The organism is Ferribacterium limneticum (assembly GCF_020510585.1).
GTDB lineage: Bacteria > Pseudomonadota > Gammaproteobacteria > Burkholderiales > Rhodocyclaceae > Azonexus.
The window spans coordinates 585,944-599,979 of the sequence record NZ_CP075190.1; the positions used below are offsets into that span (position 1 = coordinate 585,944).

Here is a 14,036-nt window from a genome sequence, read left to right on the forward strand (position 1 = left end):
GCTTCGGCCCCCGTTTTCGTTGACTCAGCCGGCCTTGCCGATTTTTGATGCCAGCCGGCGGATGGTGATCTGGCGGACGACGAGAATCAGCGCCAGCAGCACGAGCAGCGGGTCGAGCAGGACATCCCACAGATTGGCGAAAACACCGCTGGCGTAGCCGGCGAGGTCGACGGCGAGAATCGCCAGCCAGATGTCGAGCCGCTTCCACCACAAGACCAGGCCGAGCGGCAGCAGGGCGGCCAGCAACAGTGTCGGCTGATAACCGAGGGCATACGGATCGAAGGAACCCAAGCCGAGCGACGCCGCATAGAACGGCACGGCGAAAGCGAGCAGACCAAGGGCCGGGCGGTAGCCCAGCGGCGATGGCGTTTTGTCGGCCAATTGCAGGATGGCCAGCGCCACCAAGGTCAGTGACGGCGTCCCGAAAAAGGCGTGCATGCCGGGCGCGATACCGACGACCAGGGCCAGCGTCGTTGCTGCCAGCGCGACGCGGGCGCGCAGCTCGCCGAAGGGCACGAGGGCGGTCAGCGCCCCGAAAATCAGGGCGTGGGCGAGTAGCCCATAGGCGGCGAGCAGGTTCATGGCTGCCCTCCATCGAGCCAGGCTTCGCTGAAAACAACGTGTTTGATGCCTTGCCGGCGCCAGTCGTAGGCGAGGTGGATGCGCCCGTCGCGGCCGAGCAGCAGGGACGGGTTGCCGTAGTCGGCGCCGCCATCGGGGGCGGTTTCGACCGTGCGCACTTCCTGCCAGGTTTTGCCCTGATCGGCCGACAACCAGAGCAACAAGGCTTGCCGCCCGCTGGCCGGGTTGCCGGCGAGTAGCAGCCAGCCGCTCTTCAGGCGCAGCAGGGCGACGGAGGAATTCGGATTGGCCACGGCAAGGGCTTCGCCGGCCTGCCAGCGCTGGCCACCGTTGTCCGTCGTCGCCACCCGGACCGAGCCGGGCGCCGGGCCGGCATCGCGCAGGACGGCCATTGCCCGCTGTTCGTCGAGGGCGGCGACGGCCGGTTGCAGCGTGCTGGTTGTGGCGGCCAGGCGAGCCTTGTCGAGAATCTGCCCGGTGGGCGACAGGTGCAGCCATTCACCGTGCTGGCCGATAAAGTCGTGGCTGATCGCCAGCCCCAGGCCGCCATCGGCCAGCGGCACGGGGGCGGTCCGCACGGCGCCGCCGAAATTGGCGAACGGCGAGGTTTGCAGGCGGGCCGGCTTGCTCCAGCTCTTGCCGCCATCGGTCGACACGCTATGGTTGATCGAGCTGCCCAGCGTGCTGCTGGCGTACCACAGATGCAGCCAGCTCCCTTCGGCATGCAGGACCGGGTTGCCAAGCCGGCCGATCTGGGCAAAGGTGCCGCCGGCCGTGCTTTCGGCCGTGGCGATGAGCACCGGGCTGCGCCAGCCGCCACGATCGCGCACGCTGAAGTGGATGCTCATGGCGTCTTCCGGGCCGGCCAGCCAGGCCGCGGCAATGCGGCCATCGGGCAATTCGGTCAGGTTGGGGGCAGCAGCGGCCAATCCTGCATCGCGCCACAGCATTTCATTAACGAAGAGTGGCGGCAGCGTCGATGGCGTGGTTGCCGGAGGTTGGGCGAATCCTGGTGCACCGGGCGCCGGGGTGCGCCAGAAAGCCCCGGCCAGCGCCGCAGTGAACAGGAAAAGCAGGACGGGGCGGTAGGAAAACGGCATGGGGCAGAAGTTTAACCGGCTTGCCTTGGTGAGCGGTGAAATTTGCTTATTTGCCCAATTTTGTCACATCGTTGCGCCGAAAATTCGGGGATAATCATGCGCACCTGGGAGGGTAAATAATAATGCGGATTAAATACTTCGTATTCGGCGCATCGGCTGTCGTCGCGGCGCTTTTCTTCGGTGGCGCCTATTGGTCGCTCGATCGTATTTTTGACAATGTCGTACGGGCCAATGCGGCCCGCGCCTCCGAAGCGACCACTCGAATTACCTTTGCCTCGATGTACCAGCTGATGAGCCAGGGTTGGCGACGCAGCCAGGCCGATGCCTTTCTGCATGCGATCGCCGCGGCCGGCAAGGAAAACGGGCTGACCGTGCAGATTTACCGCAGCCAGGTTGTCGTCGATCTTTACGATGAAATCGAGCAGCCGCCGTTCGATGCCGATCTGACGACCGTGGTTGCCAGCGGCAAGCCCCTGCGGCGCGATACGGTCGATTACTCTCGCCACATCTACCCGCTGGTTGCCGAGGCCAAGTGTCTGCGCTGCCACCGTAATGCCGAGGTTGGAGCTGTCCTCGGCGCAGTCGAAGTTCGCCAGGAATACGCCAGCCTGCTGGCCGATGCCCGGCGCGACCTGTACCTGGCTTTTGCCCTGCTCGTGCCATTGGCGGCCTTGCTGGCCGGCGCGGCCGTGTGGTGGGTCGGGCGGCGGATCGAAGGCTCGCTTGAAGGCCTCCAGGCGGATTTCGATCAGGTCAATGCGGTCGGCGATTTGCGGCGGATTGCCATGGCCGAACACGACTTTGGTTTTGTCGAACTGAATCGCGTTTTTGCCGGGCTCGGCCGCTTGCTGGAAAAACTGCGCGCGATTGCCGTCGACAAGGACATCCTGATGTTCGAGATCGGGCTGCTCGAAAAATTCGTCATTACCTCGGACGTCGTGCGCGACTGGCGCGAATACGTTGGACGCCTGCTGGTTGATATCAACAGCGTGCTGCCAGCCCATACGCTGTTTTCCATTTTCAAGATCGATGACGAGATGTTCGATCTGGAGGTTTTCTGGCTGGGGCCGGTCACCGAGCGAACCCGCATCATGATGGAGCAGCATATTCGCAAGGAATTGGCTGCCTTGCCGAGCTTCGGGGATATCGGCGTGTGCAATATCCACCACCATCTTTCCGGCACGCAAGGTGAGCCCATCGAGCTGTCGGAGGACGAGGTTGCGCTGCGCGTCAAATCCTTCTTCGTCGATAAACCGAAGATCGGCGGTATCGTCGGCATCGGCGTGCATGCCGGTGTGCTTGACGACGAGACGCGTTACCTGGTCATGGATAGCGTTTTGTCCACCTTGCTCAATGTCGTCGGCTCGGTCAAGGCTATCTACAAATACACCCGCGACCTCGAGTATTACGCCACCCGCGATCCGCTGACCGACCTTTTCAACCAGCGCGTTTTCTGGGAATTGAGCTCATATGAAATAGGCCGGGCCAAGCGTCACGGCTACAGTTTTGGCTTGTTGCTGATTGACCTCGATAATTTCAAGCTGGTCAATGACAACTACGGCCATACCGTCGGCGATACCTATCTCCAGCGTCTGGCGCGCCAGGTGCAGGGGGCATTGCGCGATGGCGATATTCTTGCCCGCTACGGCGGAGACGAGTTTGTCGTGCTCCTGCCGGAAGCCGAGACCGACGCCGTGGTCATGGTTGCCGAGCGGGTTCGCCAGGCGATCGAGTCGCTCGACGTGGCGACGCCGCAGGACGCCCACGTGCGCGGTACGGCATCGATCGGCCTGGCGGTTTTCCCTGACCATGCCGACAACGCCAAGGATCTGCTGCTCTTTGCCGACAACATGATGTATCGGGCCAAGGCGGCCGGCAAAGGGCAAGTCACCGTACCGACTCAGGACGATATCGTTTCGGTATTCCGCGACATCACCCAAAAGAGCGTCATGGTCCTCGAGGCCATCGAGGCGAAGCGCGTCGTGCCTTTCTTCCAGCCAATTCTGGATATTGCCGAACGGAAGATCGTGGCCTATGAGGTTCTGTCCCGGATCGAACTTGACGGCCAGGTCATCCGCGCCGACGAATTCGTCGAAATTGCCGAAAAGATCGGGGTCATCCACCGGCTCGACATGCTGGTCATCGAACAGGCCTTGACAATCCTCTCGGCCCAGGGGCACCGGGGCGAAATCTTCATCAATCTGTCGCCGCGGGCGCTGGTCTTCAATGAATTTGCCCGCGACCTGCGGCGTCTTGTCACGAAGAGCGGCATCTTGCCGCAGAACATCGTTTTCGAGATTACCGAGCGCGATACCGTCAAAAACCTGTCGTTGCTCGAACGCTTCCTCAATGACCTGAAGAGCGACGGATTCAAGTTGGCGATCGACGATTTCGGCTCCGGCTTTTCATCCTTCCACTACCTGCGTCGCTTCCCGATCGACTATCTCAAGATCGAGGGTGATTTCATCGCCAACATGCTCAACAGCGAGAAGGACCGCACCTTCGTGACCAGCATCCGTTCGCTGGCGCGCGACATGGGCATCACCGTGGTCGCCGAATATGTCGAGTCGGCCGAGGTCCTGGAAGAACTGGTCGGCCTTGAAGTACAACGCGCCCAGGGTTACTACATCGGCCGGCCGGCGCGCAATCTGCTGCCAGTCGATTGGCAGCCGGCCGGGTGATCAGCAGCCCTTGTATTCCGGCTTGCGTTTCTGCATGAAAGCGTCGATGCCCTCGCCGGCATCCTCGCTCATCATGTTGCAGGCCATCACTTCGCCGGCGTAGTCGTAGGCCTCGCTCAGGCCCATTTCGAGCTGCTTGTAGAACATGCCCTTGCCCATGCGGATGGCAACGGCGCTCTTGCCGAGGATGTTGCCGGCCAGCCGCTCGATTTCGGCATCCAGTGCATCGAGCGGCACGACGCGATTGACCAGTCCCTTGGCGCGGGCTTCCATGGCGTCGATGAATTCGCCGGTGAGCAGCATTTCCAGCGCTGCCTTGCGACCCAGGTTGCGGGCCAGACCGACGGCCGGGGTCGAACAGAACAGCCCGACGTTGATGCCCGACACCGCGAACTTGGCGACATCGGCCGCTACCGCCAGATCGCACATCGACACCAGCTGACAGCCGGCCGCCGTGGCGATGCCATGCACGCGGGCGATGACCGGCTGCGGCATCTGGGTGATGCTCAGCATGACCTGGCCGCACTGCTTGAACAGCGCCTGCATGAATTCCTTGCTGTGATTGCCGCGCATTTCCTTGAGGTCGTGGCCGGCGCAAAAGGCCTTGCCAGCACCGCCGATGACGACGACGCGCACGCCGCTGGAGCTGGCGATGGCGTCCAGCTCGGCTTGCAGGGCACTCAGCATGTCCTTCGACAGCGAGTTGAACTGGCCGGGACGGTTCAGGGTCAGCGTGGTCAGGCCGTCGGCGCGGTCGGTGCGCAGAACGAGGGGTTCGGTGGTGGTCATGGTGTCTCCGGATTATTTGCCTCGCCGGCGGCATCGCCGGCAAGGGGCTTGGGTTTATCAGGGATTGGTGATTCTACTCCGAGCGGCGGGCTCGCTTCCATGCCGGGTGATTGCTACGGTCAACCGGGAAAAATGGCCAAAAATGAAATACGGTCAGAAGCCATACTCGCGCTCGACACGACAGACGCGGACGCGAAATGCCTTGTACCAGTCCTTCGCCCGGCCCTGAGCCTGGCGATGAACGAGGTTTTCCTTCCAGGCCTTGATGGCTTCCTGGCTGGCCCAATACGAAACGGAAATGCCGATCTCCTGCCGCGCGCTTTCGAAGCCCAGAAAACCGGGTTGTCCGGATGCCAGTTCCAGCATCTGCTTCGCCGTCTCGCCATAGTCGTTGTCTGCCGCGGTGCGGACCGAGGTGAAGATGACGGCGAAGTATGGCGGTTGCGGCGTTTGTGCCGGTGAAGACATGGCTGATCCTTTCAGGGGGTAGGTCGCCCGCTTGGAGCGAAGACATGGCGGCCGGCAGTCGCCACAAACCGGGCCCGATTTTACGCCCCGATTCCGCGCATTTCCACGCCATATGCATAGCCGAATCCTTGTGTAGCTTTTGGTACAGACCGCCTCCTGGCCGGGGATTAACGTTGATTCCGCAGTATCCCGTCGCCATTTCAGGAGAACCGCCAAATGCAAGCCATGCGTTATTTTCTCGACACCCACGACCGCGCTCGCGGCACCTTCCCGGCGCAACTGAGCCCGGAAGAATTCGAAGCCTTCTTCGCCAAGTACGAAACCGCCTGTCAGGCCGAGGGTGTCATTCCCCTGCGCACCCATGTCGGCTTTGCCGAAGGCCGCGCCTTCTGCCTGAATCTGGCGCCGGACGCCGAGTCGGTGCGTCGCGCCCACGAGCGCGTTGGTCTGCCCTACGACGACATCAGCGAAATCACCACGGCTACGCCGGACGACACCTTCTTCCGTCGTCGCGCCTGATTGCCGGCCGGGCGGCGGGCCGCTATCGCCTGCCGCTGGTTATCCCAAAGGTTCCATCATGGACAACGCACTACTAGCCATCGGCCTCCCCGCCGTCCTCATTGGCTTCGCCACGCTCGCCTTCATGGTGCACCGCGAGCTCGGGCCGTTTGCCGGCCTCAACGTTGCCGGGCGCTGGCTGCTCACCGGCCTGTTCGGCATGGGCTTTGTCGCCTTCGGGATCAAGATGGCCGTCGCACTGGCCATCGAACGCCTGCCCGAACAGACAATCACGCCCCTGCTGGCCATGCAGGCCGTGGCGGCTAGGGGCGATGAACAATTCGACACTGGCTTCATCAACCCGGCGCCAGCCCGCCAAGCCCACTATGTCTGGGAAGCCCTGCCGGAAGCGGCGCCCGAGCCGGCCGACAACCCCGGCAGCGCGGCCAAGGTGGCGCTCGGCCAGCGGCTCTTTAACGAAAAGAAACTCTCCGGCGACGGCACGCTGTCCTGCGCCGCCTGCCACGACCTCTACACCCATGCCGGCGCCGATGCCCGGCCGACCGCGCTCGGCATCGACCGCCAGAGCGGCCCGCGCAACACACCCACCGTCTGGAATGCCGCCTTCATGTCGCGCCAATTCTGGGACGGTCGTGCCGCTTCGCTCGAAGAACAGGCCACGGGGCCGATCCTCAACCCCATCGAGATGGGCCTGTCCACGCCCGCCGAAGCCGAGCGTCGTTTGCGCCAGGACGCCAGCTACCGCAACGACTTTGCCCGCGCCTTCGGCAACCGCCAGCCGATCACCTTCGAGCGCGTCGCCCAGGCCATCGCAGCCTACGAACGCACGCTCATCACGCCCGACGCCCCCTACGACCGCTTCGTGCGCGGCGACGCCACGGCGCTCAACCCGGCCCAGCTACGCGGCATGGCGCTCTTCGAATCGACCGGCTGCGTGCTCTGCCATCGCGGCCCCAGCTTCAGCGACGCCGGCCTGATCGGCGGCGAATCGGCCTTCCGCATCTTCCCTGCCAACGCCACGCCCTACGAAAAACAATACGACCTGCTGCTCGACGGCAAACGCGGCGTCTGGCGCATCGCCTCGCTGCGCAACGTTGCCCTGACCGGCCCCTGGCTGCACAACGGCTCGGTCGACAAACTCGAAAACGTCGTCCGCATCATGGCCAGCGCCCAACTGGGCCGCTCCGGCAAACTAAACACCTGGCTCAACGACGACCGCCAACTCGGCAAGGCCGACCGTTCACCGATAGGCGACATGGAGGTGGCAGACCTCGTGGCGTTTCTGGAGGCGTTGAGCAGCGACCGGCTGGTGGTGGAGGCGGGAAAGAGGGAACGGTGATTTTTGGGGAGGCGTGGGGCAGTTGCTACGGTCAACCGGAAAAAACGGGTAAAAATTAAATCGGGTTTGAAAGAGGGCAAATGGCGCTGGCCATCCCGCTTCGGTTGCGTACTCAAGAAACCACTTGTTTGCCGGTCCATGTGCTGAGCTTGGCAGCGACCCTGGATGCGCTGCTTGGGTCACTGGACTCCCCTAGCGATATAGACGAGAAGACGCCAAGTGAAAGGAAAACGGAATAACCGGGTTTGGCTCCATCACTGTTCGCCCCTGAGTAGTGGATGCGAATGTATTTGATTCGATCAAATGAGCAAAGAACACGCTTGAGATTCGTGACCTTTTTGGTTTGCCGATTGATGATTAGCGCTTGTATGCTGCCGCGAATCACCAGTTCATCTTCCGATTCACTGATCACTTCGAAATCGCTGTGGTCATAGGCCGGAAGAGCGATTTCGGGGAATAGTGTTCCTTCATTTTTGATCCACCGAGAACCGCGAAACAAGTAGTAGGCGGCGCCGAGTCCAAGGCCCCCGATGGCTAGTGAGTATGAGCCCGCGATAGCGGCAAAGATCAAGGCTGATCCTACGAAGAAATAGAGCACGAATACCATTTAATTTGAATTCAAAGGAAGGGAGGCGTTGGGTCACTGCTGTCAAGTGCATGAGGTCAACTAGTAGTAGGTGGCATAACTTTCGCATGATTCGAATGCCCTTCCAATATGCTATTGGATAGGAGGATCAGACGATTTCAATTTTGCTCATTTTTTCCGGTTGACCGTAGCAGTGCATTTTGCCGTGTTCTTGCCTCGGTAATTCCTGTGGCATTAAACTCGCCCGCACTGCCGATCGGTGACGTGCCTGATTTTCGTCGCCAGACCGCGAGCAGGGAGGTGGTCGGTCACGAGAGGTCCGGCGATGATCAAGCTTGAGGATTTCAGTCCGTTTTCCAGCCTGACGGCGGCTGGCAAGAGCCGTCTGCGCGAGGGCGTGGTGAGTCGGTACGCGGTTTCCGAGGCGCCGTTGCTGTTCAAGGGGCAGCAGATTTCCGGGGCCTACTTCGTGCTCGAAGGGCGCTTGCGGGTTTATTCGCTGGCGCCGAATGGGACCGAAGCGACGATGTATTTGATCGATGCCGGCGAGACTTGCGTCTTTGCCCTGAACAGCCTGTTCAACGATCTGCTCTATCCGGCCTGGGTCCAGGCGGTGGCGGAAACGACGCTGGCTTTCCTGCCCGGGCCGCTGTTTCGGACCCTGTTCGCCGAAGAGCCGGTGATTCGCGATCTGACGGTGCGCACGTTATCGACGCTGGTTTTCCGGCTCATGGCGGAGCTCGAAGAGGTGCATTCGTTCAAGCTCAACCAGCGGCTGGCCAACTTGCTGCTGACGCACGCATCTTCCGCCGGAACCCTGGCGATGACGCAGCAGCAGATGGCTTTCCATCTGGGGACGACGCGCGAGGTGGTGGCCCGGCTGTTGGGCGAGTTTGTCGCGCTGGATTATGTCGAGACGCGGCGCGGCGTTTCGCTGATTCGCGACGTGGCCGGTTTGCGGCGGGTGGTCAGCGAGGGCTAGCGTGATCATGTAATCGGGAACGCTCCGGCCGGCCGCGGTAAAATGTCGCCCATGAATTCGCCGCGCTACGTCCACCTCCGTCTCCATTCCGAATACTCCGTCACCGATGGCATCGTGCGCATCGGCGATGCCGTCAAGCGTGCGGCGGGCGACGGCATGCCGGCGATGGCGCTGACCGATCTGGGCAATCTTTTTGGCCTCGTCAAGTTCTACACCGGGGCGCGCGGCAAGGGGGTCAAGCCGATTGCCGGGGCGGATGTCTGGATCGCCAATCCGGAGTCGCCGGACGATGCTTATCGCCTGCTGCTGCTGGCGCGCAACAACGCGGGTTACAAGCAATTGTGCCAGTTGCTGACCAAGGCTTATCTGGTCGAAGGCCGGCGTGACCGGGCTGAACTCAATCGCGACTGGTTTGGCGAGGTTGGCTGCGACGGGCTGATCGCCTTGTCCGGGGCGCATCTCGGTGATGTCGGCGAAGCGCTGTTGAACGGCAATTTCGATCTGGCCGGCGAGCGGGCCAAGGCCTGGGAAACGATCTTTCCCGGCGCGTTTTATCTGGAAGTGCAGCGTTACGGCCAGGCGCAGCAGGAGGCCATCGTCCAGCAGACGGCCGATTTGGCCGGCGAAACGGGTATTCCGCTGGTCGCGACGCATCCGATCCAGTTCCTCAACCGCGACGACTTCCGCGCCCACGAAGCCCGCGTCTGCATTGCCGAAGGCTACGTGCTGGGCGATACGCGGCGGCCGAAGCTGTACACGGAAGAGCAGTATTTCAAGACCCAGGCCGACATGGTCGAGCTCTTCGCCGATCTGCCGGAGGCGCTGGAAAACACGCTGGAAATCGCCCGGCGCTGCAACATCACGATGACGCTGGGCAAGAACTTCCTGCCCGATTTTCCGATCCCGCCGGGCATGACCATCGGCGAATATCTGGTCGATGAGGCGGAGAAAGGGCTGGAGGTTCGCCTCGCCGAGCTTTACCCAGACCCCGAAGTGCGCGCCCAGCGCCGGCCGGAATACGACGAGCGCCTCATCTTCGAGTGCAAGACCATCCTCCAGATGGGCTTCCCCGGTTACTTCCTGATCGTGGCCGACTTCATCAACTGGGCCAAGAACAATGGCGTGCCGGTCGGGCCGGGCCGGGGTTCCGGCGCCGGTTCGTTGGTCGCCTACAGCCTGCGCATTACCGACCTCGATCCGCTGGCCTACGCCCTGCTGTTCGAGCGCTTCCTGAATCCGGAACGGGTGTCGATGCCCGACTTCGATATCGACTTCTGCCAGGACAACCGCTGGCGCGTCATCGAGTACGTCCGTCAGCACTATGGCGCCGACGCGGTGAGCCAGATCGCCACCTTCGGTACGATGTCGTCGAAGGCGGTAATCCGCGACGTCGGGCGGGTGTTCGGGCTGCCGTATTCGATGTGCGACCGGATTTCCAAGCTCATTCCGATCGTCCAGAACAAGCCGGTGTCGCTGGCCGAGGCGCTGGAGCAGGAGCCGCAGCTCAAGGAAATGATGCAGGGCGACGGCGATGGCGAAACCGTCCGCGAACTGTTCGACCTGGCCAGCCGTCTTGAGGACTTGACGCGCAACGTCGGCATGCACGCCGGCGGCGTTTTGATCGCGCCGGGCAAGATTACCGATTTCTGCCCGATCTATCAGGCCACCGGCAGCGATGCTTCAACCGTCTCGCAGTTCGACAAGGACGACGTCGAGAAGGTCGGCCTCGTCAAGTTCGACTTCCTTGGCCTGCGAAATCTGACGATTATCGAGCTCGCCGTCGAGTACATCCGCCGGATGACCGGCGAGAAGCTCGATTTGATGAGCCTCGGGTTCACCGATCCGGCCGCCTACCAGATTCTCAAGGACGCTAACACGACGGCGATCTTCCAGGTTGAATCGGAGGGCATGAAGAAGCTGCTCAAGAAGCTGGCGCCCGACCGTTTTGAAGACATCATCGCTGTGCTCGCGCTCTATCGTCCCGGCCCGCTCGGTTCCGGGATGGTCGACGACTTCATCCTGCGCAAAAAGGGCCAGCAGAAGATCGACTATTTCCACCCCGACCTGACTGCCTGCCTGTCGCCGACCTACGGCGTCATCGTGTATCAGGAACAGGTCATGCAGATTTCGCAGATCATCGGCGGCTACACGCTCGGTGGCGCCGACATGCTGCGCCGGGCGATGGGCAAGAAGAAGGCCGAGGAAATGGCCCTGCATCGCGAGACCATCGCGGCCGGTGCCAAGCAGAAGGGCTACGACCCGGCACTCGCCGAGCAGTTGTTCGACCTGATGACCAAGTTCGCGGAATACGGCTTCAACAAGTCGCACACCGCCGCCTACGCCGTCGTCACCTACCACACCGCCTGGCTCAAGGCGCACCACTGCGCGGCCTTCATGGCGGCGACGATGTCGTCCGATCTCGATAACACCGACTCGGTGAAGATCTTTTACGAAGACACCATCGCCAACAAGATCAAGGTGCTCGGGCCGGACGTCAATGTCTCGAATTACCGCTTCGAGCCAGTCGACCGCGGTACCATCCGCTACGGCCTGGGAGCAGTCAAAGGCACCGGTGAGCAGGCGGTGAACGTCATCCTCAAGGCGCGCGAGACCGGCGGCCCGTTCAAGGATTTGTTCGATTTCTGCCAGCGCTGCGACAAGCGCATGGTCAATCGCCGCACCACCGAGGCGCTGATCAAGGCCGGCGCCTTTGACGCCATCGCGCCGCTGGTCGCGCCGGGCAAGGGCGCCGATCGCTGCAAGCTGCTGGCCACCGTCGGCATTGCCATGGACTTTGCCGAGCAGCTGGAACGCAATGCCATGCAGACCAGCCTGTTCGACGTCGGTGACGTCGCTGACGAACATGCACCGGAATATGTGAACGTCCGTCCTTGGGACGAAAAGACGCAGTTGATGGAAGAAAAGACGGCGCTCGGCTTCTTCTTCTCCGGCCACCCGTACAACACCTGCAAGAAAGAGCTGTCGCGCTTCGTCCGCCGGCCGCTCAACCGGCTGGAACCATCGAAGGAACTGACGACACTGGCCGGCGTCGTGGTCGGCGTGCGCACCCAGATGACCCGGCGCGGCAAGATGCTGTTTGTGCAACTGGACGACGGCACCGGGATGATCGAGGTCACGGTCTTCAACGAACTGTTCGAAGCCGAACGCACCAAGATCGTCACCGACGAAGTTCTGATTATCGAAGGCAAGGTGCGCTACGACGACTTTTCCGGTGGCAACAGCGTTACCGCCGACAAGCTTATGACGCTGGGCGAAGCCCGGGCCCGTTTCGCCCGGCATCTGCTGCTCAAAATGAACGCCAATTCCGATGCGCACAAGTTGAAGTCATTGCTGGCGCCATTTGCGCCGGGCCCGGCGGCGGTGCGCGTGCGCTACCGCAATGCCGACGCCGAGTGCGAGCTGCAACTCGGCAAAGACCTGCGGGTCAGGCTCGACGACGCCTTGCTTGAAGCCTTGTCAGGCTGGCTGCAGCCGGAAAACGTCGAAATAATCTATTCGTGACGACGCTGATCGACCGGGCGCTGCTCGATAGCCTGACTGTCGAGGCGGAGCAGGCACCTCGACGGCGCAAAAATCGCAACTTTCATCCGGGGGATGCCTATCCAGCCCACCGTTTGCTGATTGCCATCGAGCCCGGATCGTATGTCGCTCCACACCGACACCTCGATCCCGACAAGGATGAGACGCTGCTTGTCGTCCGTGGGCGACTGGGAATTGTCATTTTTCGGGGCGAAAATGCCGTTGACCGTAGCATCGTGCTGCAGGCCGGCGGCGAGGCCATCGGTATCGACATTCCGCATGGCGTTTTCCATACAGTTCTCGCGCTGGAACCGGGCACCGTCTTCTTCGAGGCCAAGGCTGGCCCCTACGTGCCTGTCGCCGAAACCGAACGCGCCCCCTGGGCGCCCGCCGAGGGGTCACCTGCAGCCGTCGACTACCTGAAAGAGCTGCGAGAGCTGTTCATCTGAGTCGCCCAAATCCCGGGCGCGCCGTTCGTTAGCGGACTAGATGCATTGAAATATTTTGTCGGTGACAATGTCATTTATATTAAATATTGCACTGCAGTATATTTTTAGTGCCTATATAAAATGCACAATAAAATTAAATAGTTGTCGCTAGATTGCGACATGTTGCTATGCAAAAATATTATTGACATTGGGATTTTCGTTGCTAGTATGACATTCCGTTTGCATTGTCGTTGCAAGCACGTCTTCTTTCACTAGTCCTTTGCAGGAGTACTAATGTTCAATCAACTTAAACCGCTGGCCGCGTTAATCGCCACGGCCTTGATCTCAACCAGCGCGCTGGCTGCAACGCAGACGCTGGACGCCGGCAACTACACCATTAGCTACGATGATGCTGCCTTAGGCATGTTCGGCATTCCAACGCTTACCGCTTCGGGTATTTCCTTTGCTCCGAGTGGTGACCACGCATTTAGTGTGGAAAGCTTTTCTGGCATGAAGCTGGCCAGTTCTACTGTGGCCTTCACTATTACCGCTGATGCCGGGTATACCTTGAGCGCTTTCAATCTGAGCGAAAACGGTACTTACCTCAAGTTTGGTGATGGCTCCAAAGTGTCTCTGGGTGGCAGTTTGACGGTTCAGGATTTGGTAAATACGAGCTCCACCGTAACCAAGGCTGTTGCGCTGTCTTCCCCACTAAGCAATAGCACCACATTTGAAGATCTGGAAGCTTCATCATGGAATGCTTCGGCAGGCGCGCTGTTGTCTACCGGAAAAGCAACGGTGAGCATTACCGACAAGCTTGGTGCATGGGCGTTTGCAGAAAGCGATGGTTATGCCTCTATCGCCAAAAGCAACGTTATCCTTGATGTCAACGTGACGGCTGTTCCAGAACCTCAATCCTTTGCCATGCTGCTCGCCGGCTTGGGTGTGGTTGGCGCCATGGTTCGTCGCCGCCGGAATGGTGTCTGAAAGATTGGTCTGATGACGCCATCCGGCTGGATGGC

The 14,036-nt window shown here is 61.1% G+C and carries 12 protein-coding genes; 7 read left to right on the forward strand and 5 right to left on the reverse strand.

Translation table 11 applies throughout. The annotated features are described in order from the left end of the window. Positions 1–24: 24 nt before the first annotated feature. Both KI613_RS02820 and KI613_RS02825 read right to left on the reverse strand, forming a co-directional pair. Complete coding sequence (locus tag KI613_RS02820) at positions 25–582, reverse strand: hypothetical protein (RefSeq protein ID WP_226403706.1); 558 nt, start codon at positions 580–582, stop codon at positions 25–27. Next, positions 579–1,682 carry an exo-alpha-sialidase gene (locus KI613_RS02825; RefSeq protein WP_226403707.1) on the reverse strand — a complete coding sequence of 368 codons (1,104 nt, stop codon included), beginning with the start codon at positions 1,680–1,682 and terminating at the stop codon, positions 579–581. Before KI613_RS02825 ends, KI613_RS02820 begins: the two co-directional genes overlap by 4 nt. A 122-nt stretch (positions 1,683–1,804) precedes the next feature. On the opposite strand from KI613_RS02825, the gene KI613_RS02830 reads away from it, so the two are divergent. Beyond that, a complete protein-coding gene (locus KI613_RS02830) occupies positions 1,805–4,363 on the forward strand; it encodes a putative bifunctional diguanylate cyclase/phosphodiesterase (RefSeq protein ID WP_226403708.1) in 2,559 nt (852 codons plus the stop codon). On the opposite strand, the gene KI613_RS02835 is transcribed toward KI613_RS02830, so the two are convergent. Beyond that, on the reverse strand, positions 4,364–5,152 hold the full coding sequence (locus tag KI613_RS02835; protein WP_226403709.1) for an enoyl-CoA hydratase: 789 nt from the start codon (positions 5,150–5,152) through the stop codon (positions 4,364–4,366). A 153-nt stretch (positions 5,153–5,305) separates the two neighbouring features. Beyond that, positions 5,306–5,620 carry an antibiotic biosynthesis monooxygenase family protein gene (locus KI613_RS02840; RefSeq protein WP_226403710.1) on the reverse strand — a complete coding sequence of 105 codons (315 nt, stop codon included), beginning with the start codon at positions 5,618–5,620 and terminating at the stop codon, positions 5,306–5,308. Positions 5,621–5,836: 216 nt separating this feature from the next. On the opposite strand from KI613_RS02840, the gene KI613_RS02845 reads away from it, so the two are divergent. Together KI613_RS02845 and KI613_RS02850 are read left to right on the forward strand one after the other, a co-directional pair. Further along, a complete protein-coding gene (locus tag KI613_RS02845) occupies positions 5,837–6,139 on the forward strand; it encodes a DUF4242 domain-containing protein (protein WP_226403711.1) in 303 nt (100 codons plus the stop codon). A gap of 58 nt (positions 6,140–6,197) precedes the next feature. Continuing rightward, positions 6,198–7,478 carry a cytochrome-c peroxidase gene (locus KI613_RS02850; RefSeq protein ID WP_226403712.1) on the forward strand — a complete coding sequence of 427 codons (1,281 nt, stop codon included), beginning with the start codon at positions 6,198–6,200 and terminating at the stop codon, positions 7,476–7,478. 112 nt (positions 7,479–7,590) lie between these two features. Here the strand turns inward: KI613_RS02850 and KI613_RS02855 are convergent, their stop codons facing one another. Next, positions 7,591–8,085 carry a hypothetical protein gene (locus KI613_RS02855; protein WP_226403713.1) on the reverse strand — a complete coding sequence of 165 codons (495 nt, stop codon included), beginning with the start codon at positions 8,083–8,085 and terminating at the stop codon, positions 7,591–7,593. A gap of 304 nt (positions 8,086–8,389) precedes the next feature. Here KI613_RS02855 and KI613_RS02860 point away from each other — a divergent pair, with 304 nt between their 5' ends. From KI613_RS02860 to KI613_RS02875, 4 genes are all read left to right on the forward strand, one after another. Then, positions 8,390–9,046 carry a Crp/Fnr family transcriptional regulator gene (locus KI613_RS02860; RefSeq protein ID WP_226403714.1) on the forward strand — a complete coding sequence of 219 codons (657 nt, stop codon included), beginning with the start codon at positions 8,390–8,392 and terminating at the stop codon, positions 9,044–9,046. Positions 9,047–9,088: 42 nt separating this feature from the next. After that, the gene (gene dnaE / locus KI613_RS02865) at positions 9,089–12,568 is read left to right on the forward strand and encodes a DNA polymerase III subunit alpha (protein ID WP_226403715.1); all 3,480 of its coding nucleotides are present in this window, start codon (positions 9,089–9,091) and stop codon (positions 12,566–12,568) included. Beyond that, positions 12,565–13,035, forward strand: a complete 471-nt coding sequence (locus KI613_RS02870; RefSeq protein ID WP_226403716.1) for a WbuC family cupin fold metalloprotein — start codon at positions 12,565–12,567, stop codon at positions 13,033–13,035. Before dnaE ends, KI613_RS02870 begins: the two co-directional genes overlap by 4 nt. Positions 13,036–13,308: 273 nt before the next feature. Then, positions 13,309–14,001: a PEP-CTERM sorting domain-containing protein gene (locus KI613_RS02875; protein WP_226403717.1), complete on the forward strand. Its 693-nt coding sequence runs from the start codon at positions 13,309–13,311 to the stop codon at positions 13,999–14,001. Positions 14,002–14,036 lie beyond the last annotated feature (35 nt).